This is a genomic window from Amycolatopsis sp. NPDC043885 (genome assembly GCF_056435685.1).
In genome coordinates, this window is sequence record NZ_JBWKEA010000032.1 from 1 (window position 1) to 25459 (window position 25459).

The 25459-nt window shown below is 69.3% G+C and carries 22 protein-coding genes; 17 read left to right on the top strand and 5 right to left on the bottom strand.

The genetic code is table 11. The features are described 5' to 3' along the window. Positions 1–213: 213 nt before the first annotated feature. The 9 genes from AC069I_RS43405 to AC069I_RS43445 all read left to right on the top strand — a co-directional run bounded on the left by AC069I_RS43405 (position 214) and on the right by AC069I_RS43445 (position 10530). Positions 214–1077, top strand: a complete 864-nt coding sequence (locus AC069I_RS43405; protein ID WP_340684354.1) for an SCO6745 family protein — start codon at positions 214–216, stop codon at positions 1075–1077. Between the two features lie 443 nt (positions 1078–1520). Next, positions 1521–1787 (top strand): hypothetical protein, encoded by a 267-nt coding sequence (locus AC069I_RS43410; protein ID WP_007035338.1) that lies wholly within the window; start codon positions 1521–1523, stop codon positions 1785–1787. Positions 1788–1796: 9 nt separating this feature from the next. Continuing rightward, complete coding sequence (locus tag AC069I_RS43415; protein ID WP_076153445.1) at positions 1797–2273, top strand: hypothetical protein; 477 nt, start codon at positions 1797–1799, stop codon at positions 2271–2273. Positions 2274–2276: 3 nt separating this feature from the next. Further along, positions 2277–5231 (top strand): ATP-binding protein, encoded by a 2955-nt coding sequence (locus AC069I_RS43420; protein ID WP_478230378.1) that lies wholly within the window; start codon positions 2277–2279, stop codon positions 5229–5231. Further along, positions 5228–7393: a magnesium transporter gene (locus AC069I_RS43425; RefSeq protein ID WP_478230377.1), complete on the top strand. Its 2166-nt coding sequence runs from the start codon at positions 5228–5230 to the stop codon at positions 7391–7393. Before AC069I_RS43420 ends, AC069I_RS43425 begins: the two co-directional genes overlap by 4 nt. A 3-nt stretch (positions 7394–7396) precedes the next feature. Beyond that, a complete protein-coding gene (locus tag AC069I_RS43430) occupies positions 7397–7993 on the top strand; it encodes a hypothetical protein (RefSeq protein ID WP_478230376.1) in 597 nt (198 codons plus the stop codon). A 4-nt stretch (positions 7994–7997) separates the two neighbouring features. After that, the gene (locus AC069I_RS43435; protein WP_478230375.1) at positions 7998–8996 is read left to right on the top strand and encodes a C40 family peptidase; all 999 of its coding nucleotides are present in this window, start codon (positions 7998–8000) and stop codon (positions 8994–8996) included. Between the two features lie 93 nt (positions 8997–9089). Beyond that, a complete protein-coding gene (locus AC069I_RS43440; protein WP_478268011.1) occupies positions 9090–10298 on the top strand; it encodes a hypothetical protein in 1209 nt (402 codons plus the stop codon). Between the two features lie 34 nt (positions 10299–10332). Beyond that, positions 10333–10530: a hypothetical protein gene (locus tag AC069I_RS43445; RefSeq protein WP_016331585.1), complete on the top strand. Its 198-nt coding sequence runs from the start codon at positions 10333–10335 to the stop codon at positions 10528–10530. A 74-nt stretch (positions 10531–10604) separates the two neighbouring features. Here the strand turns inward: AC069I_RS43445 and AC069I_RS43450 are convergent, their stop codons facing one another. Further along, positions 10605–11570 (bottom strand): ATP-binding protein, encoded by a 966-nt coding sequence (locus AC069I_RS43450; RefSeq protein WP_478230373.1) that lies wholly within the window; start codon positions 11568–11570, stop codon positions 10605–10607. Positions 11571–11704: 134 nt separating this feature from the next. Here AC069I_RS43450 and AC069I_RS43455 point away from each other — a divergent pair, with 134 nt between their 5' ends. Both AC069I_RS43455 and AC069I_RS43460 read left to right on the top strand, forming a co-directional pair. Further along, positions 11705–13114 (top strand): RNB domain-containing ribonuclease, encoded by a 1410-nt coding sequence (locus AC069I_RS43455; protein WP_478230380.1) that lies wholly within the window; start codon positions 11705–11707, stop codon positions 13112–13114. Continuing rightward, the gene (locus tag AC069I_RS43460) at positions 13111–13872 is read left to right on the top strand and encodes a helical backbone metal receptor (protein WP_478230372.1); all 762 of its coding nucleotides are present in this window, start codon (positions 13111–13113) and stop codon (positions 13870–13872) included. The genes AC069I_RS43455 and AC069I_RS43460 overlap by 4 nt, the downstream gene beginning before the upstream one ends. Before the next feature lie 40 nt (positions 13873–13912). Here the strand turns inward: AC069I_RS43460 and AC069I_RS43465 are convergent, their stop codons facing one another. Both AC069I_RS43465 and gabT read right to left on the bottom strand, forming a co-directional pair. Further along, entirely contained in the window at positions 13913–15343 is a 1431-nt protein-coding gene (locus AC069I_RS43465) for an aldehyde dehydrogenase family protein (protein WP_478230371.1), read from the bottom strand. After that, positions 15340–16671 (bottom strand): 4-aminobutyrate--2-oxoglutarate transaminase, encoded by a 1332-nt coding sequence (gene gabT / locus AC069I_RS43470; RefSeq protein ID WP_478230370.1) that lies wholly within the window; start codon positions 16669–16671, stop codon positions 15340–15342. The genes AC069I_RS43465 and gabT overlap by 4 nt, the downstream gene beginning before the upstream one ends. Before the next feature lie 109 nt (positions 16672–16780). Between gabT and AC069I_RS43475 the strand changes: the two genes are divergently transcribed. Continuing rightward, the gene (locus AC069I_RS43475) at positions 16781–18253 is read left to right on the top strand and encodes a PucR family transcriptional regulator (RefSeq protein WP_478268012.1); all 1473 of its coding nucleotides are present in this window, start codon (positions 16781–16783) and stop codon (positions 18251–18253) included. On the opposite strand, the gene AC069I_RS43480 is transcribed toward AC069I_RS43475, so the two are convergent. Together AC069I_RS43480 and AC069I_RS43485 are read right to left on the bottom strand one after the other, a co-directional pair. Further along, positions 18237–18971, bottom strand: coding sequence for a cache domain-containing protein (locus AC069I_RS43480; protein ID WP_478268013.1), 735 nt, complete (start codon positions 18969–18971; stop codon positions 18237–18239). The two genes, AC069I_RS43475 and AC069I_RS43480, sit on opposite strands and share 17 nt — an antisense overlap. Positions 18972–19003: 32 nt before the next feature. After that, entirely contained in the window at positions 19004–19747 is a 744-nt protein-coding gene (locus AC069I_RS43485) for a FadR/GntR family transcriptional regulator (RefSeq protein ID WP_340684343.1), read from the bottom strand. A 163-nt stretch (positions 19748–19910) separates the two neighbouring features. On the opposite strand from AC069I_RS43485, the gene AC069I_RS43490 reads away from it, so the two are divergent. The 5 genes from AC069I_RS43490 (at position 19911) to AC069I_RS43510 (ending at position 25456) form a co-directional block, all read left to right on the top strand. After that, positions 19911–21332, top strand: coding sequence for a gamma-aminobutyraldehyde dehydrogenase (locus AC069I_RS43490; protein ID WP_478230367.1), 1422 nt, complete (start codon positions 19911–19913; stop codon positions 21330–21332). A 20-nt stretch (positions 21333–21352) separates the two neighbouring features. Next, positions 21353–22447 carry an ABC transporter ATP-binding protein gene (locus AC069I_RS43495; RefSeq protein WP_478268024.1) on the top strand — a complete coding sequence of 365 codons (1095 nt, stop codon included), beginning with the start codon at positions 21353–21355 and terminating at the stop codon, positions 22445–22447. 28 nt (positions 22448–22475) lie between these two features. Continuing rightward, positions 22476–23681, top strand: coding sequence for an ABC transporter substrate-binding protein (locus AC069I_RS43500; protein ID WP_478230366.1), 1206 nt, complete (start codon positions 22476–22478; stop codon positions 23679–23681). 74 nt (positions 23682–23755) lie between these two features. Next, positions 23756–24640 (top strand): ABC transporter permease, encoded by an 885-nt coding sequence (locus AC069I_RS43505; protein ID WP_478268014.1) that lies wholly within the window; start codon positions 23756–23758, stop codon positions 24638–24640. 9 nt (positions 24641–24649) lie between these two features. Beyond that, entirely contained in the window at positions 24650–25456 is an 807-nt protein-coding gene (locus tag AC069I_RS43510; RefSeq protein ID WP_478230364.1) for an ABC transporter permease, read from the top strand. Positions 25457–25459 lie beyond the last annotated feature (3 nt).

The following is a 25459-nucleotide window of genomic DNA, read 5'->3' on the forward strand; positions in this document are numbered from 1 at the left end:
GGGGGGGCCTTGGAGGGGGTTGGGGGGGGGGGGGGGGGGGGTGGGGGGGGGGGGGGGGGGGGGGTGGGGGCAAAACCCAAACCCCCCCCCCACGACCACGCCGACCCCGTCCTTCCTGTTCCCGACCTGCGGAAGTGATAGCAAAGGTCCCCTGCTCCCACCGCCGCCCTTTCGGACGCTGCGCCCGTCACTACTTGTCGGTAGGGTGCTCCCATGGGCGAAGCGAGTCGCGTCACGGGACGGTTCCGCGGGACGTTCGATGTACTGCATTCCCTTACCTACTTCGCCCCCGAGACGGAAGCCGCGCTCACCGGCGCGGGCCTCCGGCCGGGGCGCATGACGTACTTCGCGGGCCGCGCGGCGCCGATGGGCGCGGTGGGTCCCGGCGTGGTCGCGGCCACCTTCTACAACTTCAACCCCGAACTCGTCGCCCGCCACATCCCGCGCGCGTGGACGCTGGCCACGCCCGAAAAGATCATCGAGGCCCGGTTCGAAGCCGTCGACGCGACGCTGACCCGGCTGCTCGGCAAGGAGACGCTCGGTTCCGACGAGGTCGCCGAGGCGGCCGAGCTCGCCCGTGAGGCGACCGGCGGCTGCCAGGTCGACGGCCGTCCCCTGTACGCCGGGCACGCGGGTCTCGACTGGCCGAGCGAACCGCATCTCGTCCTCTGGCACGCCATCACCCTCTTGCGCGAGCATCGCGGCGACGGCCACATCGCCGCGCTCGTCGCCAACGGGCTCGACGGGCTCGCCGCCCTCGTCACGCACACCGCCACCGGCAAGGGGTTCCTGCCAGCCGCGGCCAAGGCATCCCGCGGCTGGAGCGACGAGCAGTGGGACAACGCCGCCGTCAAGCTTCGCGAGCAGGGCATCCTCGACGGCGAGGGTGGCCTGACCGAGGCCGGGAACGATCTTCGCGAACGGCTCGAAGTCGCCACGAACGCGGCGTCGACAGGGCCTTGGGAGCATCTCGGCGAGGAGAAGACGAAGCGGCTTCACGAGCTGTGCGGACCTTTGAGTCGCCAGGCCGTCGAAGCGGGCGCTTTTCCCGCGAATGTGTTCTCGACAGGCCGATAATCACGCTATGTAGTGAAAATATCCGCTCTGTTTTCGCTTAGGGTAACGGAAGTGTGACTTTCACTTGACCGGCGCTCAGGATTTTTGTCGAATGCGTGCTCACCCAGCGGACTCGCGAGAAGCCACCGAACGAGTCATGTCACACTGGTCGAGGCTGGATTCTCCTCGGTCGGTCAGTACTCAGGGTGAGCAAGATGCCTCGCAAGCGAGTGAGGCCGTCAGCACACTGCGAAATACGGGTGGCCGGGGTTAATTCAGACGACCCTTGCAGCGATGATGGAGACCGAGGATGGTCGGGGTGCTGTGCCTCGCTCTGTGATCAGTAGACAAAACGATATCTACAGAGCGCGCTTTGACCACTACGCCTCGTGACGCCATGATGTTCGAAGCACCACCGAGCCAGAACCGCGCGAACCCCCTCTCCGCGCACCGGGAGTAATGCGATGATGACCATGACCACCCTCGACACGCTGGCCGCCGGCGAGCTCGGCACCGGCAACGTCCGCACCTGGCTGATCGACAACATCATCCCCCTGGTGCTGCTGGCCGTCGCGCTTCTTCTGCTGTGGCTGGGCGGTGGCAAAGGGGACAACGCGGGTGTCATGCGCCGACTCGCCGGTGTCGTGATCGCGCTGGCGATCATCGGCCTCGCGGTGAGTGGCGCCGGAGTCAACGTGGGCCAGTGGATCGCCGGCCTCTTCACAGGCTGAGGGCTCGCGTTGCGTATCCGTACCGATGACGAGGTTTACCGGGTCGATGCCGTATGGCTCGGCCCGCCGAAAGCGACTTTTCCCTGGAGAGCCCGCTACGTCGCGTGGCTCGTCGGTATCCCGGTCTTCCTGCTCGTGCTCACCGTCGAACGGTGGGCGGGCTGGAGCTTCGGGTTCTTCTCGACCGCCTGGGCCTTCGTCGCCACAATTGTGATCACCAGATTGATCACGGCCAAGATCAGCCACGAGCGTCCGCTGGGCGCCGTGGCCGCGATGGCGGCGAAAGAGCTCAACACACCCAGAGAACGGACCACGGGCACAGGCGGCGCGGCCAGCGCCTCCCGTGTCCGGGTACGGGCGAACCGCCCGCTACCGAAGCACCGCAGGAGACGGCAGTACCAGCACCACGGCTACGGCGGCGGCGCCGGAGCTCAGGGAACACCACGAGCGCGTCGGAGCCGCCCTGCGGCTCGGGCCGGGAGGTAGTCGTTGTTCGGTCGCGGCGGAAGCCGAGGAAAACGTGATCGAGATCTGCAGCAAGGGGCCTGGCACGCGCCCCAGCAGGTCCGCTCCGCGCAGCCCAAGAAGGCCGGCAAGGGGAGGCGGCTGCCCGGCGAGGCGGCCATACCCTCGTATACCCCGTCGATCGCGGCGCGAAGCATCGACGGGCACCTGTTACGCACCGGTTATGAGGTGTACGCCTGGTACCGGCTCGCGCCACAGCGCTGGTCGTTCCGGTCGGACTCGCAGCGCCGCGACCTGATCGCGGCCATCGCCGGGCAGTACGCGGAGCTCCAGGGCCGCTGGCTGCACCTGCGCGTGACCAACCGGCCGTACCCGATCCGCATGTGGGCCGAGGCCCACGTGCACAACGCCGTCGGCCGTCCTCAGGACGTCCAGGGCGCACTGTCCTTCGACGACTACCTCATCGGCGAGCAGCAGCAGCTGATGGGCCGTTCGATGGCCGAAAAAGAGGTGTACCTCGGCGTCCAGGTGCAGACGAGGCGGATGATCGACCGCGCGGTCGAGAGCGCCGCCCCGGTGCTGCGCAAGATCCTGCCGGAGGCCGTCGACGCCGAGCTGGCCGCGCTCGACTCCGAGGTGGAGCACCTCGACCAGGTGATCGGCTCCGCCGGGCTCGAAGGCCGTCCGGTGCACGCCGAGGAGATGTCCTGGCTGATGCACCGTTCGTGCTCGCTGGGCCTGCCCGCGCCGCGCAACATGCCCGCGGTCCCCGGCGCGGCCTGGGAGCCCGAGGACCTCGCCAGCTTCACCGACGCGGCGGATTTCCACGCCGAGCCGTACGCGCCGACGGTGACCGTCCGCGGTCGCACGGGGTCGAACGCCGGCGTCTCGCGGCATCTCGCCGTCCTCACCGTCGGCCAGATGCACGGCCTCCAGATCCCCGAGGTCGACGACCCGTGGATCCAGCACGCGGACCGGCTGCCCGCGGCGGTCGAGGTGTCCGCGCGGATCTACGTCCGGCGGCCCGAAGAGGTCGCCGGTGAGCTGCAGCGCCAGATGAACAAGGTGCGCTCGCAGGTCAAGCACTACACCGACGAGCACGAGCTGGAGCCGCCGCAGTCGCTGGCGCGCCAGGCGGGCCGCGTGCTGGAGATCGACGACGAGATGACGTCGGGCTTCACCGCGCTGGCCACCCGGGTCCGGTCGTGGTGGCGGCTCGCGGTGTCCGGGCCGACGGAGCGGGACGCGCTGCGCCTGGCCCAGCAGCTTCTCGACCTCTACAAGCCGAAGATCGCGGTCGAGCATCCCGAAGCCCAGTACGCGCTGGCCCGGGAGTTCATCCCCGGCGAGCCGCTGGCTTCGGCGGCGTACATGCGCCGCGGTTCGGTCGTGTGGGCGGCGTCGTCCGTGCCGACGGCGACGGCCGAGGTGGGCGACCGCCGCGGCATCCTGCTCGGCGAGACCGTCACCGCGACCCGGCGCCCGGTGGCCTGGGACCCGTGGATGGCGCAGGAGATCCGCGACGGTTCCGGTCTGACGGCGATGGTCGCGGGCCTCGGTGGCGGTAAGTCGTTCCTCGGCGGCGGCATCGTCTACAAGACGCTCCGCGCGGGCGCGCACTGGACGATCCTCGACCCCTCGGGCCCGCTGTCGCGGCTCTGCGACCTGCCCGAGCTGCGCCCGTACGCCCGGCCGATCAACCTGCTCAACGCGCAGCCCGGCATCCTCAACCCGTACCGGGTGGTCGCCGAGCCGCAGATCGAGCACTTCATGGACGAAGACGACCCCGAGCGTTCGTGGCGGCGGGAGAAGGCCCTCGCGGGCGCGACCCGCCGCCGTCTCGTGCTCGACGTCCTCACCGGCGTCCTGCCGTACGAGGTCTCGCGGATGGCGCAGACCCGGATCGTGCTGCTGCGCGCCGTCCGCGCGGTCGGCGGCCGGTTCGACGCCGACCCGGGCCAGGTCATCGACGCGCTGCGGCGCGACTCCAGTGAGCACCACGAGCACGCCGTCGTCGTCGCGGACTTCCTCGACGAGATGCGCGAGCGGATGGCGCTGCTCATCCCGGAGACCGACGCGGACCCGTACTCCGAGACCCGCGACGACCGGATGACCGTGCTGACCATGGCGGGGCTGACCCTGCCCAAGGACGGCGTCCCGCGCGAGTACTGGACGGACGCGGAATCCCTCGGCGTCGAGATGCTGAACCTCGCCGCGTGGCTGACGCAGCGGTCGGTGTACGAGAAGCCGAAGGAACTGCGCAAGGGCGTCTGGATCGACGAGGCGTTCTTCCTCTCCGAGGTCCCGACCGGTCGCGTGCTGATGAACCGCTTCGCGCGTGACTCGCGCAAGTGGAACGTCCGTGTCCTGCTGTCCTCGCAGATCCCCGCGGACTTCCTGAAGATCCAGGGTTTCGTGGCGCTGCTCGATTCGGTGTTCGTCGGCCGCCTGGACGACGACGACGCCCAGGCCGACGCGCTGCGCCTGCTGAAGGTCCCGGTCGGTGTCGGCTACGAACAGGTCGTCGCGGCGCTGGGCCGCCGCCCCGGTTCGCAACGCGATCTCCAGCGCGACGTCGAGCCGCGGCAGTTCGTCTTCGGTGACGGCGCCGGCGGCGTGGAGCGGATCCGAGTCGACTTCTCCGGCCCGCACCTGGAGCATCTGCGCCGGGTCATGGACACCACGCCGGGTTCACCCGACGCCAAACCGTCCAGGCCGGGCAACGAGCTCGCGGTCCCGGAGGAGAAGCCGTTCGTGGCTTCGCCGCCCGAGGACGACTTCGAACTCGAAGAGGACCTCGAGCTCGCGGCCGAACTCGAGGTCGGCCTCACCGACGAACAGATGCTGGGCGCCCCGGACCCGCTCGCCGCGGAGACAGGTGAGGTCCAGGGTGCCGTCCAAAATGGACACAACGGTAACGGGGGTCAAGGCGAGCACGCGCGCGCCGGCAAGGGTGGCACCGGCAGGGATGCCGCATGAACACAGTGCTGACACTGGCGTTCGTGCTCGCGTTCGCCGCCGGCTGGCACGCGCTGCGCCGCCGGCTCAAAGAGGGGCCGCGGCCCGGCAAGACCAGACCCAGCCGCCGCGCGACGATGTTCGTCGTCATGGTGATCCTGGGCCTTCAAGCCGTGGCGACCGCTCCGGCGGCGTCGGCCGCGGCCTGCGGTGAGGCGCCGAACCCGGAACGGCCGGGCGCGGGCATGGTCGGCGCGCTCGACCCGCCCGCCACCGCTCGCGGTGAAGGCGGCAGCCCGTACAACGTCTACGGGTACGCCGGACACGTCTGGGACACCTTCGAAACCGACTGCGGCCCGCTCGCGGGGATCACCTCGCCCAACTCGACGATCGACACCTGGGCGGGCAACCAGCTGTTCAACATCGGCAAGAACATCGTCGGTGCCACGAACTCGCTGCACTACACCGTGTTGCAGGGCAGCCTGCTCAGCCCGCTGTACAACGCCGTCAAGGCCGGGGCCGAGAAAGTCTACAACAACATCTATGCGCAGCTCTTCGGCCTGGCCGCGCTGATCATGTCGATCATGTTGTTCCGCAACATCTGGCGCGGTGATCTCGCGGCGGTCAGCAAACGGGCGCTGTACGGGCTGGCCGCGGTCTGGCTCGCCGCGTCTTCCTTGGCACTGCTGAGATTCCTCGATCCGATCGACAACGCGATCGTGCAGACCACGACCAACATCCAGGCCGGGTTCATCGACGAGGCCAAGACGCCGCCGCCGTCCCAGCCGCAGCCGCCCGCCGCGCAGCCGTGTCAGGCGACTCCGGAGGCCGTGGCCGCGCGCCAGCCGTGGGACCGGGTCCCGACCGAGCTGCATTGCCGGGTCGTCTACGACAACTGGCTCCGTGGAGAGTTCGGCAGCCCGGACTCGCCGCAGGCGATCCAGTACGGTCCCGCTCTCCTGGACGCGCGTGCCTTCACCTGGGGGCAGATCCAGCAGGGCGGGGACGCCGACGCCGCGCTGGTCGACTCCAAGAAGGCGGCGTTCAAGGACATCTCGACCAAACTCGGCCCGGCGACCGGGTACTTCACGGGTGAGGACGGCAGCCGCGTCGGCGCCGGTTTCCTTTCGCTGGGCCAGGGAATCTTCTACTCGTTGTTCCAGCTGCTGGCCAAGGCCACGGTGCTGCTCGCGCAGGTGCTGATCAGGATCTTCGTGCTGACGGCTCCGCTGATCGGCCTGATCGCGCTGCTCCAGCCCCAGATCATGCAGCGCATCCTGAAGGTCGTCGGCGCGGTCGCCTTCAACCTGATGGTGCTCTCGGTGCTGGCCGGTGTGCACACCCTCCTTCTGGAGGCGATCTTCACCGCGGGGAATTCGCTGTCCCTGCTGACGAAGATGGTGCTGGCCGCGATCATCACCGTCCTGCTGTTCATGGTCGGCCGTCCCGTGCGGCGGCTGTGGCAGATGGTCGAGATGTCCGTGGGCATGGTCGGCGGGGCGATGCCTTCACCGCGCGGCGGGCTCTTCTCCCGCTTCCGCAAGAAGAACAACGAGCAGACCCCGCAGGACGCTTTCTGGCAGAACGTCCGCGACACCGACGACGTCGTCGACGGCGATCTCCGCGGTCCCGTGGGCGCGACGGTCGGCGGCGGGCGGTTCCGCCCCGAAGCGACGATCTTCGCCAGCTCCCAGCGGCTCGACAACGGTTCCGGCGCGATCCGCCCCGCGGCGGCCTGGTCGGGAGCGCCGTGGCCGGGTGCCGTCGGCGGTGGCGGCGGGCTGCCCGCGCTGCCCGCCGGCGGTGGCGGAGGCGTTCCCGTGTTCGGCCAGTACAACCCGTCCGCGGGCAATCCCGGCGACTCGATGTTCACCTCCGGCGGGCGGAGCCCGATCCAGGTACCGAGCCGCCGGGTCGACACCTCGCCGGTCGCCGACCGGCGTTGGAGCGACGAACCCGAGCCGGTCGTGGTGCCGTCGCGGATGAACTCCGCGGGCGGCGGTTACACCACTCCTGACTACTCGGGTGCCGTGCCGGTGCAAGCCGGCCCGTCCACCCCGCGCCCTCGCCGCGTCGACCCCGAAGTCGTCGCGGGGAAGCCGGTCTTCGTGCTGTACCGGCCGTCGCGCGGGCTCGAAGTCCGTGAGGAAGTCCGCGACACAGACCACGCAGTGGGCCGGTGACCCATGCCGATCCGGACCAACCGCGGGCGCACCGCGGTCTACCGCAGACTGTGGGGCTGGCCGTTGCGCTCGCCCCGCCACCTCGTCGGCACGCTGGTGATCCTCGCGGTCGTGCTCACCGCCTTGGGCATCCTGCTGCCCAAGGCCATCGGAAAACCGGGACAGACGGCCACCGGGCCGGGTTCATCGGCGACAGCCACCTCGCGTCCCGGCGTCGCGGCGCCGGTGACCGTGACGTCGACGTTGCCGCCGAGGCTCACCACCCAGCCTCCGCCGTCTTCCGCGCCACCTGACCAGGACGGTATCCGGGTCGCCAAGAATTGGGTGACGGCATGGGCGAACCATCCCGACGGTACGACGACCGAGCAGTGGCTGAGCGGCTTGCGGCCGTACACCACCGAGGAGTACCTCGCCGGGGAACTGACGACGGTGGACCCCGCGAACATCAAGGCGACCAGGGTGGCCGGGGAGCCGCAGGTGGTCTCCTCGCTCGCCGGTTCGATGGAGGTCGACGTCTCGACGGACGGGCCCAAGGTCCGGGTGACCGTCGTCAAGACGAACCCGGGATGGCGGGTCACCAAGTTCACCCAAGCGGGCTGACCCGATGAAGATCGGGCTCATCGTCGGCGTGCTGATCGCCGCGGTCTTCGCCGCGGTGGTCACCACGAGCACGGTCACCAAGGTGGTGACCGACCATGTGGAGGCGCAGTCGGGCGGGGTCGTCAAGACCTCCTGCGACGCGTCGATCGGGCCGACCCTGCCTGGACAGACCGATCGCGGTTCTTCGGACATCAACAAGCTGGACGAAGAACAGAAGGGGATCGTCGCGCTGATCATCTCGATCGGCAAGCAGCGCTCGCTGTCTCCGCGCGCGTGGCAGGTGGCGATCCAGGCCGGGATGACCGAGTCCAAGCTGCGGAACCTGACCTACGGCGACCGCGACTCGCTCGGCATCTTCCAGATGCGGCCGTCGATGGGCTGGGGCACCGTCGCCCAGGTCACCGACCCGCCGTACCAGGTCAACAAGTTCTACGACGTCCTGCTCGCGGTGCCGGACTGGGAGAACATGCGGCCCGGCGACGCCGCCCAGCGGGTCGAGCGCTCCGGCTTCCCCGACCGCTACCACAACTGGGAGCCGATGGCGGCCCTCCTCGTGCAGAACGAGGGCCAGATCGTCGACGTCGTCGGCTGCGGCACGAGCGTCGGCAGCGTGGTGCCGCCGAGCCAGGCGGCCGCGCAGGCCATCAAGTTCGCCCTCGCCGAGCAGGGAAAGCCGTACGTCTGGGGCGCCACGGGACCGAACAGCTACGACTGTTCCGGGCTGATGCTGCGGGCCTACGAGTCGGCCGGGATCATCCTGCCGCGCGTTTCCCGCGACCAGTACAAGGCGGGCGCGATGCTGCCGGTGCGGCAGGCGCAGCCGGGTGACCTGCTGTTCCTCGCCACCGTGCCGTCGAACCCGGCGACCATCCACCACGTGGCGATGTATCTGGGTGACGGCAAGATCGTCGAAGCGCAGCAGACCGGGGTGCCGGTGCACATCCGAGACTTCTCCTTCGACGAGGCCGAAGTGGTCGCGCAGGCGGTCCGCCCTGGCGTTTAGCATGGTGAGAGCGTGGTATCGCGATCGCGGGACCATCGGATTCACCCGAAGTGGCGGCCTGTCCACCGGCACGCGGCCGCACACTGGCAGAGGATGAAGAACGTGGCACGGAAATTCGGAAGGCGAGGCAAGCCCGCGGCGGGCAACGGCCCTGAGGTCGATCCCCGCGATCTTTTCGGCACCGCCCAGCCCGCGCGGCACGCGGCGCGGCCGGCGTCGAGCACGCCGTTGGCCGACCAGCTGAACCAGGGCTGGCCCGGCGTCGATCCCGGTTACGTCGTGTTGCCGCGTTCGCTGGCCGAGGGGATGTCGCTGCCCTGGCAGCAGCAGATGGCCACCCTGCTGGCCCAGTTCCACCAGGAGAACGCCAGGCTCGCCTGGCCGATCTACCGGGTGGTCCCGTCGCGCTACGAAAAGCTCGTCGATCTCGACGAGGAGCAGCTGGCGGAGGCCGGCTACCTGGTCGAGATGGACACCGAAGGCGAGATGATCTACCGCGAGCGCAGCGGCCGGAAGATCGAAGACCCGGCGAACACGACGGTGCTCGTCTCGTGTCTCGACCCGATTCCGAAGCCGTCGCAGCGTCAGGCGCCCCCGGCGCCGTCGCAGGCCGCGCCGCCCGTGACCGGGCAGCCGCCTCGCGCTCCGGCGCCGATGAACATCGGGCCCGCGCCGGTGTGGCGCACGGTCACACCTTCGGGGCCGCCGCTGCCGGGCCATCAGGGAGCGCCTGCGCCTCAGGCACCGGCCCCGCCGGCTGCCGCGCCTCAAGCACCTGCGTCCCAGGCGCCGGCCTCGCAGCCTGCCGCGGCTCAGGCGCAGGCCTCGCAGCCTGCTGCGCACCAACCACCTGCGTCTCAGGCCGCCGCCCCGCAGACGCCCGCGTCTCAGGCACCGTCGGCCCAACCGCCGGTGTCCCAGCCGCCGCTGCCCCAGCCCACGTGGACACAGCCGCCGTCCGGGAACCACATGTCGCCGCCTCCGCCGGTGAGCGCGCCTCCTTCCACCCTGGAAGCCCCGGCCGCCGCCGCGCCCTCCCAGGCCGAGCCGGAGCCGCCCGTGACACCGCCGTCGTCCGCGATGCCCCCGGCTCCTCCGTTGACGCAGCCGGTGTCGCCGCCGCCGGGAATTCCCGTGTCACCCGAACCGGCGACCCCGCCGCGCGGCATCCCGATGCACCGCGGCTGGTTCGACGAACTCGCGGAGAACGTGCCGGAAAGCTCGAAGGTCGACCCGCCCGAGGGCGGCGAGTTCGGCCCGACCGGCGATCCCACGGAGATCCCCTACCGCTATCGCAAGTGATGACAGGACGTCCGGGTGATGTCAGGCTTGACCCATGTCGAGCGACCCGAACCCGGATCAGGGCTGGTACTTCAACACCAAGACGAACCAGGTCGAGCACCTGGAACGAGGCCGGAGCATCGACCTACTCGGGCCGTACCCGGACGAGGCGACGGCGAGGCGCGCCCTGGAGATCGCCAAGGAACGCACCAGGCAGGCCGACGCCGAAGACGCCAAGTGGAACGGCGACTGATCACTGGTCCGTGAAGGCCTCCTTCCCTACCTTGAGAGTGGGGAAGGAGGCCTTCACGGACTCCCGGCAGCCGGTCAGGCGTCCTGCCGCGCCAACGCCGGGCCGAGCACGAACTCCGGGTCCACCTGCGCGGTGAGGTCTTCCCCGGCCCGCCCGCTGCCCCAAGCCCGCGCGTTGCGGAGGTGGAACTCGACGCCCTGTCGCTGGTAACGCGCCCAGTCCCGCTGCTCGCCGTCGACGGTCGCGAGCATCGAGCCCAGCGTCGCGAGGTTGTGCGCCTCGAGTTCGCCGATCGGGCGGGCGCGGCCGCGTTCGGCGGCGCGGACGTGCCGCGAGTTCTCCATCCAGCCCAGCAGGGCGTCGCCGACCTCTTCGCGCAGGAACTCGATGTCCTCGTCTTCGGTGACCTTGTTGCCCACGACGACCAGCCGCACACCGAAGTCCCGCGCGTAGTCGGCGTACTGCCGGTACACGCCGACGCTGCGTACGGTCGGCTCGCACACCAGGAACGTCACGTCGAACCGCGTGAACAGCCCGGACGCGAACGCGTCGGCGCCGGCGGTCATGTCCATGACGACGTATTCACCCGCGTCGTCGATCATGTGGTTCAGCAGCAGCTCCGCCGCGCCGACCTTCGAGTGGTAGCAGGCGACGCCGAGATCGTCCTCGTCGAACTGCCCGGTGACGCCGAGCCGCACGCCGCCGAACTCGCGGAAGCAGGCCTGGAAGATCGGGTTGTCCTCGAACGGCCGGACCAGCCGCGACCCGCGCCCCGGGGGCGTCGTCTTGATCATCGAGGCCGCGTCGGCGATCCGCGGGTTGTCACCGCGCAGGTACTCCTTGATCAGGCCCATGTTGTCGCCCAGCGTCGGCCACGCGATGGCCTCTTCCTCGCTCGCGCCGAGCGCGACGGCGAGGTGCTGGTTGATGTCCGCGTCGATCGCCAGAACCGGTTTCCCGCCGCCGGCCAGGTACGCGGTGAACAGCGACGCCAGCGTGGTCTTCCCGCTGCCGCCCTTCCCGACGAACGCGATCTTCACGCCACGGCCCTTCCTGTCGTTTTGAAAAGGGTATCGGTTTTCATTTCGGTCCGTAACGTACACCCGACCGGCCCGCACCCGAACGGGCGATCAACGGCGCCGGATCGGGATAGGGTTGGGTGGTGCCTCCACTCGTGATCAGGACACATGCGGCGGGAGGGGACTTCGGTCACCTTCGAGCCGAGTTCTCGCTGCCGGAGTCGTTCGGGCCCGAAGTGCTCGCCGAGGCGGAGGCGGCGGTTGTCGACCCGCTCGAGTCTGCGGGGGAACGCGAGGACGCCACCGGCCTGCCCTTCGTCACCATCGATCCGCCCGGCGCCAAGGACCTCGACCAGGCGGTGCTGATCGAGCGCGTCGAGGGCGGCGGGTTCCGGGTCCACTACGCGATCGCCGACCTGGCCGCGTTCATCCCGCCGGGTGGCGCGCTCGACAAGGAGGCGCGCCGTCGCGGGCAGACGCTCTACCTGCCCGACGGGAACGTCCCGCTCCATCCGCCGGTGTTGTCCGAGGGCGCGGCGAGCCTGCTGCCGGGGGAGACCCGGCCCGCCGTCCTGTGGACCATCGACGTCGACGCGGCCGGCGAGCCGACGGCGACCAACGTCCGCCGGGCGCTCGTCCGGTCCACCGAACAGTTCGACTACGAGACCGTCCAGGCGGCGATCGACGCGGGCGACCCGCATCCCTCGGTAGCCGCCCTGCCGGAGCTGGGCCGTCTGCGCCGCGAACTCGCGATCCGGCGCGGAGCGGTGGAGTTGCAGCTGCCGGAGCAGGAGATCGGCGGCGACCCAGACGGCGGGTGGGCGCTGATCCAGCGGCCGCGTAACGACGTCGACGCGTGGAACGCCGAGATCTCGCTGCTCACCGGCATGGCCGCGGCCAAGATCATGATCGGCGCCGGGATCGGGGTCCTGCGCACGCTGCCCCAGCCCGACGCCGAAGCGATCGAATGGCTGCGCCGGTCCGCGCAGGCGCTGAACATCGACTGGCCCGAGGGGAAGAGCGTGTCGGAGTTCCTGGCCGCGCTCGACCCCGGTCAACCCGCGTCCATGGCGCTTTTCGCCGACACCACCAGGCTTCTGCGCGGCGCCGGGTACACCGCGTTCGACGGCGAACTGCCCGCCTTGACCACGCACGCCGGGATCGGCGGCGCGTACGCCCACGTCACCGCGCCGATCCGGCGGCTGGTCGACCGGTTCGCCACCGAGATCTGCCTCGCCGTGAGCGCCGGCCGCGAGGCACCCGAGTGGGTCCGCGCGGCGCTTTCGGAGGTGCCGGAGCAGATGACCGCGTCCGACACACTGGCGGCGAAGGTCGAACGTGCCTGCATCGACCAGGTCGAGGCCTGGGTCATGGCCGAGCACATCGGCGAAGAGTTCGACGCGATCGTGCTGCGAGCCGACGACTCCAAGTCGGAGATCCTGATCGAGAATCCGCCGGTGATGGGCAAGTGCGCGGGCGAGAAGCCGCCCGAAGGCGAGCGGATCCGGGTCCGGCTCACAGCGGTGGACGTCGACAAGCGGAAACTGTCGTTCGAGCGGGCATGATCGACGACCTCGGCGAAGTGGTCCCGCTGCGCGAACCGGCGTCGCGGGTGGTGTCGCTCGTGCCGTCGCTGACCGAGGCCGTCGAGGTGAGCGCGCCGGGAAGGCTCGCGGGCGCCACGGACTACTGCACCCATCCGGTCGATCTGGACGTCCCGAGGGTGGGCGGCTCGAAGTACCCGAACGTGGACAAGGTGCTCGAACTCGAGCCGGATCTGGTGCTGGCCAACTCCGAGGAGAACCGGCCGGAAGACGTGGAATGCTTACGCGCCAACGGGGTTCCGGTCTGGGTGATGGAGGCGTCGGCGACCGTGCCCGGCGCGCTCGCCTCGATCCGGCGGATCCTGACGCAGGCCTACGACCTCGCCGAGCCGGATTGGCTGGTCGAGGCCGAAGAAATCTGGCGGGAGACCTTGCCGGAGCGGTTCCGTGCGGTCGTGCCGGTCTGGCGGAAGCCGTGGATCGTGCTCGGCAGGGACACCTTCGGCGGCGACGTCCTGCATCGCGTCGGAATCGGCAACGTCTACGCGGACCACGAAGAGCGCTACCCGCGTCCGAAGCTCGACGAGCTCCAAGCGCGCTTCGCGGCCGGAGACGCGAACCTGCTCGTACTGCCCGACGAGCCGTACGAGTTCACTGCGGATGACGGCCCCGAAGCGTTCCCCGGCGCGAAGCACGTGCTGGTCTCCGGGCGCTTCCTGACCTGGTACGGCCCTTCGCTCGTCGAGGCCCACTCCCACCTGACGCATTTAGTCCTCTGAATGCGGTTGCAGCGCATTCAGAGGACTAAATGCGGGCAGGTCAGAGAGTCAGGCCGGTCAGGACGGTGACGCGTTCCTCGGTGAAGTCCGCCATCGCCGACGCGGGGCCCTCGCGGCCGACGCCGGAGTCCTTCACGCCGCCGTAAGGCATCTGGTCGGCGCGGAAGCTCGGCACGTCGCCGACGAGCACACCGCCGACACGCAGCTTCGCGGACACGTCGAACGCCGTCGGCAGATCGCGCGTGAACACGCCCGCCTGCAAACCGAAACGCGAGTCGTTGATCCGGCGCACTCCGTCCTCCACCGAGTCCACGCGCGTGATCGACACGACCGGCCCGAAGACCTCGTCGGCCATCACCGACGCGTCCTCCGGCACGTTCGCGAGCACCGTCGGCTCGACGGTCGCGCCGTCGCGCTTCCCGCCGGTCAGCAGTTCGCCGCCCGCCTCGACAGCCGCCGTGATCCACGATTCCACCCGGGAAGCGGCCGCGGTGTTGATGAGCGGCCCGACGTCCACGCCGTCCGTCCGCGGGTTGCCGGTCCCGAGCGCGCGCACCTGTTCCAGCACCTTCGTCTGAAGCTCGTCGTAGACGTCGGCGTGCGCGTACACGCGCTGCACCGAGATGCACGACTGGCCCGCCTGGTACATCGCGAACGTCGCGATCCGCTGCGCCGCGAAGTCCAGATCAGTCCAATCAGGACAGACGAGCACCGCCGCGTTGCCGCCGAGTTCGAGCGCGACGTGCTTGCGCGGCACGCTGTCCCGGATGCCCCAGCCCACCGGCACGGAACCGGTGAACGACACGACCGGCAGCCGCGGGTCTGAAACCAGCTTGGCCGATTCCTCGTTGCTCACCGGAAGAATCGACCAGCTTCCGGCGGGCAGATCGGTCTCGGCGAGGATCTCGCCGAGCAGCAACGCGGTCAGCGGTGTCGCGGGCGCGGGCTTGAGCACGATCGGCGCGCCGACCGCGATCGCCGGCGCGACCTTGTGCGCCACCAGGTTCAGCGGGAAGTTGAACGGCGTGATGCCGAGCACCGGGCCCTTCGGCACACGGCGGACCAGCGCCAGCCGTCCGGTGCCGCCCGGGTCGGTGTCGAGCCGCTGCAGGTCACCGGAGAACCGGCGCGCCTCCTCGGCGGCCCAGCGGAACGTCGACGCCGCGCGCCCGACCTCGCCGCGCGCCCACTTCAGCGGCTTGCCGGACTCGGCGGTGATCAGCCGCGCCAGCTCTTCGGACCGCTCACCCAAAACTCGGGACACGTGGTCCAACGCGCCCGCCCGGACGTGCGCGGGCAGCGTCGCGAATTCCTCCTGGGCGTCGTGCGCGGCCTGGACCGCGGTCTCGATGTCCGAAGTGGACGGAACGTGGTGCGAGCCCGCCTCGCTTCCGTCGAAGGAGTGGCGGATGACGACGGTCTCGCCGCTGGTGACCGGCTTTCCGGCTACCCAGAAAGGAAAGGTGCTCACTTGGAAGCCTCCGTGCGGACAGCGTGCTCAAGGACGGTCAGGCCCTCGTCGAGCAGTTTGGTGGACAGGGACAGCGGCGGCAGCAGGCGGACGACGTTGCCGTAGGTACCGCAGGTGAGGACGACGACACCGGCCTGGTGGCAGGCCTGCGCGACGCGCTTCGTCAGGTCGGCGTCGGGTTCCGTGGTGCCGGGCTTCACGAACTCGGCGGCCAGCATCGCGCCGCGGCCGCGGACGTCGCCGATCACGCCGGTCTCCTCGGCCAGCGCCCGCAGTCGCGGCAGCACCGTGTTCTCGATGCGCTTCGCCGACGCCGCGAGGTTCTCCTGGCGCATGACCTCGATCGAGCCGAGCGCCGCGGCACACGCGATCGGGTTACCGCCGTAGGTTCCGCCGAGCCCGCCCGGCGGGACGGCGTCGAGCAGTTCCGCGCGGCCGGTGACGGCGGCGAGCGGCAGCCCGCCCGCGATGCCCTTGGCGGTGGTGATCAGGTCGGGGACGACGTCTTCGTGCGTGGACGCGAACCACTCGCCGGTGCGGCAGAAGCCGGTCTGCACTTCGTCGGCGACGAACACGACGCCGTTTTCGGTGCACCAGCGGGAAAGCGCGGGCAGGAACCCAGGAGCGGGCTCGATGAAGCCGCCCTCACCCTGCACCGGTTCCAGCACGACGGCCGCGACCTGGTCGCCGCCGATCTGCTTCTCGATGCGGTCGATGGCGATCCGCGCCGCTTCGGGACCGGACAGCCCGTCGCGGTACGGGTACGACCCCGGCACCCGGTAGACCTCGGGCGCGAACGGGCCGAAACCGTGCTTGTAGGGGATGGACTTCGCGGTCAGCGCCATCGTCAGGTTGGTACGGCCGTGGTAGGCGTGGTCGAAGACGACGACGGCCTGGCGCCCGGTCGCGGCGCGGGCGATCTTCACCGCGTTCTCGACGGCCTCGGCGCCGGAGTTGAACAGGACCGAACGCTTCTCGTGGGTGCCCGGCGTCAGCTTGTCGAGTGCCTCGCACACCTCGACGTACCCCTCGTACGGCGTGACCATGAAACACGTGTGCGTGAACCGGCCCACCTGCTCGCGGACGCGGTCCACGACGGCGGGGGCGGCGTGGCCGACGTTGGTCACCGCGATGCCGGAACCGAAGTCGATCAGGACGTTGCCGTCGGCGTCGGTGAGCAGGCCGCCTTCGGCCGAGGTGACGTAGACGGGCAGCACCGAACTCACGCCCGCGGCGACGACGGCGGCGCGTCGCTCCTGCAGGGCGCGCGAGGCGGGGCCGGGGATCTCGGTGCGCAGCCTGCGCTGGGTTTCGGTGGTGACGGTCACGGCCAGACTCCTGCGGACGCGAGGGACGGGGGCGCCCTCCAGAATGGGAGCCCGCCCGGTCCGCGTCAGCTCGACATCTTGTCGATATCGAGGCGTAGAGTTGGACAACATGGCACTGACCCTCGCCGCCCTCGTGGCCGAACGTCCGCTCGGCCTGCGGGTGCGCGCGGCCGAGTCGGGGCTCGACCGGGCGATCGGGTGGGTCCACCCCACCGAACTGACCGATCCGCAGGCCTTCCTCGAAGGCGGCGAACTGCTGCTGACCACCGGCCTCGCCCTCGATGAGACCACGTCGCCCGGGTACATCCGGCGGCTCGTCGACGCCGGCGTGGCGGGGCTCGGTTTCGGAGTCGGCCTCAGCCACGAGAGCATTCCGCGGTCCCTTGTGGACACCGCGGAAGAGGTCGGGCTGCCGGTGCTCGAAGTGCCGAGGAAGACGCCGTTCATCGCGATCACGCGGGCGGTCTCCCGCGCGGTGGCCGCCGACGAGTACGCCTCGCTCGTGCGCACCGGCAAGGGACAGCAGGAACTGACCAGGACGGCCGTCGGCAAGGGCGGGCCCGGTGGCGTGGTGCGCAAACTGGCGAAGCTGGTCGACGGCTGGGTGCTACTGCTCGACTCTTCAGGTGCCGTCACCGAAGCCTCGTCGGCATCCGCGCGGCCTTTCGCCGACGCTGTCCGGGAGGACTTGGCGCGGTTGCGAGCGGGCACACTGGTGACGGTGGCGGGGGAGTACGAGGTCATCCTGCAGACGCTCGACACCCGTGCCCGGGGCGTGCTCGCCGTCGGCACCCGCGAGCCGCTCGATGCCGCGGGGCAGCACATCGTCAACACCGCGGTGTCGTTGCTTTCCCTTGCCCTGGAACAGAACCGTGAACACGTAGGCGCGTTGCGGCGACTGAGGTCAGGGCTGTGCGACCTGCTCACCGCGGGGCACACCGAACTCGCCACGCGCACGATGAAGTCGCTCTGGGGCGGTGTTCCGGAAGCGCCGTGGTCCGTGCTGGCCGTCGCCGGTTCCGTGGGTGCGCGCCGCTCGCTCGCCGACGCGCTCGACGCCGAAACGGCCGGAGACAAGGTGTTCTTCGGCGAGTCGGGGGCGTTCGTGGTCGCGCTCGGCGACGTGGAGACCGTCGCCCGGCAGGCTTCCCGGATCGGCGGGCTGCACGCCGGGCTGTCCGATCCGGTGTCCACAGTGGATTTCCCGGCCGGGCTCCGGCAGGCGAAACAGGCGGCGGAAGCGGCGAAGGCCGAGCGCTCGCCGTTGGTCCGGTTCGCGGAGCACGCCGGGCGAGGCTTCCTGGAGATGGTCGACCCCCAAGCGGCACAAGCGTTCGCGGACAGCCTCCTGGCGCCGCTGCGGCAGCATGACGAAACTGGCCGCGGCGAACTGGTCTCCTCACTGACCTGCTGGCTCGAACACCACGGTCATTGGGATCTGGCGTCCGCGCGGCTCGGCGTCCACCGGCACACCTTGCGCAACCGTATGCGCAAGGTCGCCGAACTGACCGGCCGTGATCTCGATTCCCCCGGGGTGCGAGCCGAATTCTGGCTGGCGCTACAGGTCAGCGCTCGGACCTGACCAGGGCGATCGGCGAGTCGCCGCAGCGCCGCAGGTGGGTGCCGGTCTCCGTCGTGACCGGTTCCGCGCCGGCGGACCACCACGCCGGGACGTCGACCTCGCGGACCAGCGATCCGGTCGCCTGGCGCGCGTTGTTCGAGACGATCACCCGGCCCTGCGCGTTGACCAGCGCCGAGCGCACGCCGAGCGCACGCAGTTTCAGCTGCAGCAGGCGCTCGACCTCGCGCACGTAGATGTCCGCGCCGACGACCCCCGCGAACGACCCGTCACGCTGGACGGGAACCGTGAAGGTCAGCGTGTACTCGTCGGTGCAGAGGTAGTCGACGTACGGGCCGTTGATGTGGCGGCGGCCGGTGTCACGCGGGACGGTGAACCACGATTGCCGGGTGTAATCCAGGAAGTTCTCGCTGTCCGGATCGAGGCTGATGACCAGTTGCACCGGCTCGGCGTCACCGGTTTCGGTCCACCATTCGAAGCCGAATTCCTGATCGGCCAGCGCGTTCGGCGCACTGATGAACCCGGCGCCGACGACCAGGCCGCCGAGGACGTCGAAGACCTGCGGCCGGAGGCGGGCCAGGTCTTCGGCGGTGGCATCGGTGGGCGCGGCCAGGAGCCCCTCGGCGCCTGCCAATAGCGGCTTCAGCCTGCCGAAGACGTCCTCGACCAGGGTGGATACCTGTTCGACGACCTCGGAACCGGCGGACGGTGTGTCGTTCACGATGCTCACCTCGGATGCGCGGATGCCGCAGCTTAAGGGGCCAGAAGGTCTAAATGCACGTCCGCCAGCCGGTCTATCGCTTCGAGGATGTGCTCCTCGGTGAGCTTTCTGGCCAGCTCGCCGTCTCCCTGCGCGATGGCGGCGGCGATCGCGCGGTGTTCGGCGTAGGCGTTCTCGCGGGTGCCGTGCGGCTCGAGCGGCAGCCACAACAATCCCCCGCGTTCGCTCTGCAACTGCACTTCTTCCCTGGTCAGCCGTGGCGATTGGGCGGCGGCGGCGACTTCGAGATGGAACTGGCGCTCGGCGCGCGACGCTTCCGCGCCGGTGGCCGTGCGGATGTCCTCGGTCGCAAGTTCGAGCCGCTCGATGTCTTCGGGCGAACTCCGCTCGGCGGCGAGTTTGGCCGCGGCGCCCGCGATGGCGAGGTAGTGATCGCCGACGTCGCGAAGCTCGGACAGCGAGACCGTGCGAAGGCGCTCTCGCCACGAAGCGGCCGAAGGGTTGACAGGAGTCTTCACGAAGCTTCCGCCGCCTCGGCCGCGTCGCGTCTCGACAAGGCCCTGCTGTCGCAAGGCCACGAGCGCTTCGCGAACCGTCACGGTGGAGACGCCGAACTGGGCGGCCAGCTCGGCTTCGCTCGGCAGCTGTTCCGAATCGGCCAGCAGCCCGAGCGTGATGGCGTCGACCAGCCGCGCGGTGACCGCTTCCGCCCGGCCGATCTGGTCGAGCGGCGCGAACATCGCTGATCGCGCGCTGTGCGACATCCCCTTACGCATGGTGGCCCTTCGCCCGTACCGCTACCCGATGGAAGCAATCTTGCCCCACCGTCTTGTCATTTAACATCTGGACTTATATGTTTTAGCTCCCTCGCCCCCCAAAAGGGAGCAAGGGACCTTTGCTATCGCCTCACGCCCCCAGGCCCAGTAGCCAGGAGCTCTCGTGCAGCAGTTGAAGCACTTCATCGGCGGTGAGTACACCGGATCCGCGTCGGGCCAGGTCGCCGACGTCGTCGATCCCGTCACCGGCCGCCCGTATCGCACCGCCGCCGTCGCCGGCCCCGAAGACGTCGACCGCGCGCTCAAGGTCGCGGCCGCCGCTTTCGAAACCTGGCGCGAGACCACACCCGCACAGCGCCAGCTCGCGCTGCTGAAGATCGCGGACGCCGTCGAAGCACGCGCGGAAGAGATCGTGCTCGTCGAATCGGCGAACACCGGCAAGCCGATCGCGCTCACCGCGGCCGAAGAACTGCCGATGATCGTCGACCAGTTGCGGTTCTTCGCGGGGGCCGCGCGTGTCCTCGAAGGACGGTCGGCGGGCGAGTACATGGAAGGGCATACCTCTTTCGTCCGCCGAGAACCGATCGGCGTGTGCGCGCAGGTTACGCCGTGGAACTATCCGCTCCTCATGGCGGTCTGGAAGATCGCCCCCGCGCTCGCCGCCGGGAACACCGTCGTGCTCAAACCGGCCGACACGACGCCTGCGTCGACCCTGCTCTTCGCCGAGATCTGCGCCGAATTCCTGCCGTCCGGCGTGCTCAACGTGATCTGCGGCGACCGCGACACCGGGCGCGCGCTCGTCGAGCACGAGATCCCCGCGATGGTGTCCATCACCGGCTCCGTGCGGGCAGGGATCGAGGTCGCCGCTTCGGCCGCGAAGGACGTGAAGCGCGTACACCTCGAGCTCGGCGGTAAAGCGCCCGTAGTGGTCTTCGCCGACGCCGACATCGAAGCGGCCGCTGAAGGCATCGCCGCGGCCGGGTACTTCAACGCGGGCCAGGACTGCACCGCGGCGACGCGGGTCCTGGTCGCCGACGAAGTCCACGACACCTTCGTCGCGGCTCTCACCAGGCAAGCGCAGGCGACCACCACCGGCAAGCCCGACGACAGGTCGGTCAGCTACGGACCGCTCAACAACGCCGCCCAGCTCGACCGGGTCGCCGGCTTCGTCGACCGGCTGCCCGAGCACGCGATAGTCCACTGTGGAGGTAAGCGGCATGGGGACGAGGGTTACTTCTACGAGCCGACGGTGATCTCCGGGGTCCGTCAGGACGACGAGATCAGCCAGACGGAGATCTTCGGTCCGGTCATCACCGTGCAGCGCTTCGAGACCGAAACCGAAGCGTTGGCCGCGGCCAACGGCGTCGAGTACGCGCTCGCGTCGTCGGTGTGGACCACCGACCACCAGCGGGCGATGCGGTTGGCCGGGAAGCTCGACTTCGGCTGCGTGTGGATCAACACGCATATCCCGCTGGTCGCCGAAATGCCGCACGGCGGCTTCAAGAAGTCCGGCTACGGCAAGGACCTCTCGCTCTACGGCCTCGAGGACTACACCCGCGTCAAGCACGTGATGAGCGCGCTGTGACGACCACCGAAAGGCACGCCATGCCTCATCAAGCGCCCACCTCCGCCAAGGGGGAGCAAGGGACCTTTGCTATCACTTCCGCAGGTGGAGGCGCGATTCCGGCCATCCGGCTGCGCGGGCTGCGCAAGGAGTTCGGCCAGGTCCACGCGGTCGACGGCGTCGACCTCGACATCCCGCCCGGCGAGTTCTTCTCGATGCTCGGCCCGTCCGGCTCAGGCAAGACGACCGTGCTCCGCATGATCGCCGGCTTCGAGCTCGCGACCGCGGGCACGATCGAACTGCACGGCCGCGACGTCAGCCGTCTCGCGCCCTTCGACCGTGACGTCAACACCGTCTTCCAGGACTACGCGCTCTTCCCGCACATGACCGTGCAGCAGAACGTCGAGTACGGCCTCCGGGTGAAGCGCGTCCCCCGCGCGGAGCGACGTCAGCGCGCGAAGGAGGCTCTCGAGACCGTCCGTCTCGGCGAGTTCGGCGAGCGCAAACCCGACCAGCTCTCCGGCGGCCAGCGTCAGCGCGTCGCGCTCGCCAGGGCACTGGTCAACCGGCCGAAGGTGCTCCTGCTCGACGAACCACTCGGCGCCCTCGACCTGAAACTGCGCCACACCATGCAGACCGAGCTGAAACAGATCCAGCGCGACGTCGGCATCACCTTCATCTTCGTCACCCACGACCAGGACGAGGCGTTGACGATGAGCGACCGCATCGCGGTGTTCAACGCCGGCCGCATCGAACAGGTCGGCTCACCGGTCGAGGTCTACGAACGGCCTGCGTCCGCGTTCGTCGCCGGCTTCGTCGGCACCTCGAACCTGCTCAGCGGCGGCGGCGCCGAGAACATCGTCGGCAAACCCGGTGTGTTCAGCATCCGCCCCGAGAAGATCCGCATCGACGCCGATCTCTCGAAATCCGCCGAGGTCGGCGAGACCAGCGCCACCGGCACCGTCACCGACACCGTCTACGCCGGCGCGACCGTGCGCTACGAGGTCACGCTCGACGCCGGAGGCCAGCTCTCCGTGGTCCGGCAGAACACCGCCGAACCCGCGGACTTCGAAGGCGGCCGGGTCCGCCTGAGCTGGCCGCACGAACACAGCTTCCGCGTCCCCGAAGCCGGTTAGTTCTCCCCCTGTACCGAAAGGTTGTTCAATGAAGAACAGGAAACTCGCGCTCGCCGGCCTGCTCGGCGCCGGCCTGCTCGTGGCCGCCTGCGGAACCTCCGGATCCAGTTCGACCGCCGCCGCGCCCGGCGGACAGGGCTTCATCCCGCCGAAGCTCGACGCGCTCGCGCAGCTCGGCCAGCCGGAAGGCCAGGTCAACGTGCTGGCCTGGCCCGGCTATGCGGAGAACGGTTCCAACGACCCGGCCGTCGACTGGGTCACCGGCTTCGAGAAGGAGACCGGCTGCAAGGTCAACGTCAAGGCGTTCGGCACCTCCGACGAGGCCGTGAGCCTGATGAAGACCGGACAATACGACGTCATCTCCGCCTCCGGTGACGCTTCGCTGCGGCTCATCGCGTCCGGAGACGTCGAACCGGTGAACACCGCGCTCGTGCCGAACTACGCAGACGTCTTCGACTTCCTCAAGAATCGCCCGTGGAACAGCGTCAACAACGTCTCCTACGGCGTGCCGCACGGCTGGGGCGCGAACCTGCTCACCTGGCGCACCGACAAGGTGACCCCGGCGCCGACATCGTGGTCCGTCATGTTCGACGCGAACAGCCCGTACAAGGGCAAGATCACCGCCTACGACTCGCCGATCTACATCGCCGACGCCGCGCTGTACCTGCAGACGCACAAACCCGAACTCGGCATCAAGAACCCGTACGCCTTGGACGACAAGCAGTTCCAGGCCGCGGTCGACCTGCTCAAGCAGCAGCGGCCGATGGTGGCGGAGTACTGGTCGGACTACCTGAAGGAAAGCCAGGCGCTCAAGAGCGGCGACGCCGTCGTCGGCACCGCCTGGCAGGTGACGGTGAACCTGACCAAGAGCGAGGGTGCGCCGGTCGAGTCCGTGCTGCCGTCCGAAGGCGCGACCGGCTGGTCGGACACCTGGATGGTGGGCGCGAAGTCGCCGCACAAGACTTGCTCCTACAAGTGGCTGAACCACATCGTCAGCCCGAAGGCGAACGCTCAGGTCGCCGAGTACTTCGGTGAATCGCCCTCGAACCCGAAGGCGTGTGCCGAAACCAAGAACAAGGCGCACTGCGAGACCTTCCACGCCGGTGACGCCGCGTACGCCTCGAAGATCCAGTACTGGACGACGCCGATCGCGCAGTGCCTCGACGGCCGCACCGACATCAAGTGCAAGGACTACGGCGAGTGGACCCGCGCCTGGACCGAAATCAAGGGCTGACCTCCCGAACCCCGGGAGCGGCCGGTGGGCCCCCCACGCCGGCCGCTCCCGGTCCCATTCCTAGGTGGAAAAAGATGACGACCACCCTCGATTCGTCGAGGCGGAAAGCCTCCGCCTTCCTGTACCGCAAACCCAGGCTGCGACTGGGAATTCTGCTCTCCGCGCCGATGCTGTGGCTCGGCCTCGCCTACCTCGGCGCACTGGCCGCGTTGTTCGTGACCGCGTTCTGGAGTACCGACGTCTTCACCGGCCAGGTCGTGACCGAGTGGTCGCTGAACAACTTCGTCACTCTCTTCAGTGACGCGGTGTACCGCACGATCACTTTCCGGACGGTCGGGATCGCCGCGCTCGTCACGGTGGTCACCGCGATCATCGCCTTCCCGATGGCGTTCTACATGGCCAAATTCGCCTCGCCGAGGGCGCGGCGGCTCCTGGTGATCGCCGTCATGACCCCGCTGTGGGCGAGCTACCTGGTGAAGGCCTACGCGTGGCGGACCATGTTGTCCGGCAACGGGGTCCTGCACTGGCTGCTGAACCCGTTCGGCCTCGACACCCCCGGTTACGGCGTTCTCGCGACCGTGATCACCCTGTCGTATCTCTGGCTGCCGTACATGATCCTGCCGATTTACGCGGGCCTGGAACGGCTGCCGAACTCGCTGGTGGACGCCTCGGGCGACCTCGGCGCCCGGCCGTTCAGGACGTTCCGCTCGGTGGTGCTGCCGGTGACCTTCCCGGCCGTCGTCGCCGGCTCGATCTTCACGTTCTCGTTGTCGCTGGGCGACTACATCGCGGTGAAGATCGTCGGCGGCACGTCGCAGATGCTCGGCAACGTCGTCTACGACAACATCGGCGCGGCCAACAACCTGCCGTTCGCGGCGACCGTCGCGACCGTACCCGTGGTGATCATGCTCGCCTACCTCGCCGCCGTGCGCCGCACGGGCGCGCTGGACAACCTGTAGGAGCGCGCGATGCGGCTTTCCCGGACGACCAAATACCTGCTGCTCGCGGCGCTGGTGCTCGGCCTGGCGGTGATCTACTTCCCGCTGCTGGTGGTCCTGCTCAATTCGTTCAACGCCGACACCACCTTCGGCTGGCCGCCGTCCAGTTTCACCCTCGAATGGTGGGGCCGGGCCGCGGAGAACGAAGGCGCGCTGAACGCGCTCGGCACGAGTGTCCAAGCAGGACTCGCCGCGACCGCGATCGCCTTGGTACTCGGCACGATGGCGGCCTTCGCGCTGCAGAAGTACCGCTTCTTCGGCCGTAACCAGGTGTCGCTGCTGATCATCCTGCCGATCGCGCTGCCCGGTATCGTCACCGGTATCGCGCTGAACAACGCCTTCCGCACCATTCTCGGCATCGATCTCGGCCTGTTCACCGCGATCGTCGCGCACGCGACGTTCTGCATCGTGGTGGTGTTCAACAACGTCGTCGCCCGCCTGCGGCGGATGGGCGGCAACCTCGAAGAGGCGTCGATGGACCTCGGCGCCGACGGGCTCACGACGTTCCGGCTGGTGACCTTCCCGATGCTGCGTTCGGCCCTGCTGGCCGGCGGCCTGCTGGCGTTCGCCCTGTCCTTCGACGAGATCATCGTCACGACGTTCACTCTCGGGACCGGGCTGGAGACGCTGCCGATCTGGATCCTGAACAACCTGTTCCGGCCGAACCAGGCGCCGATCGTCAACGTCGTGGCGGCGGTGCTGATCCTGGCCTCGACCGTGCCGGTGTATCTGGCGCAACGGCTGTCCGGCGACACGGCTTCGGGCGGCCGGTTGTAGTCG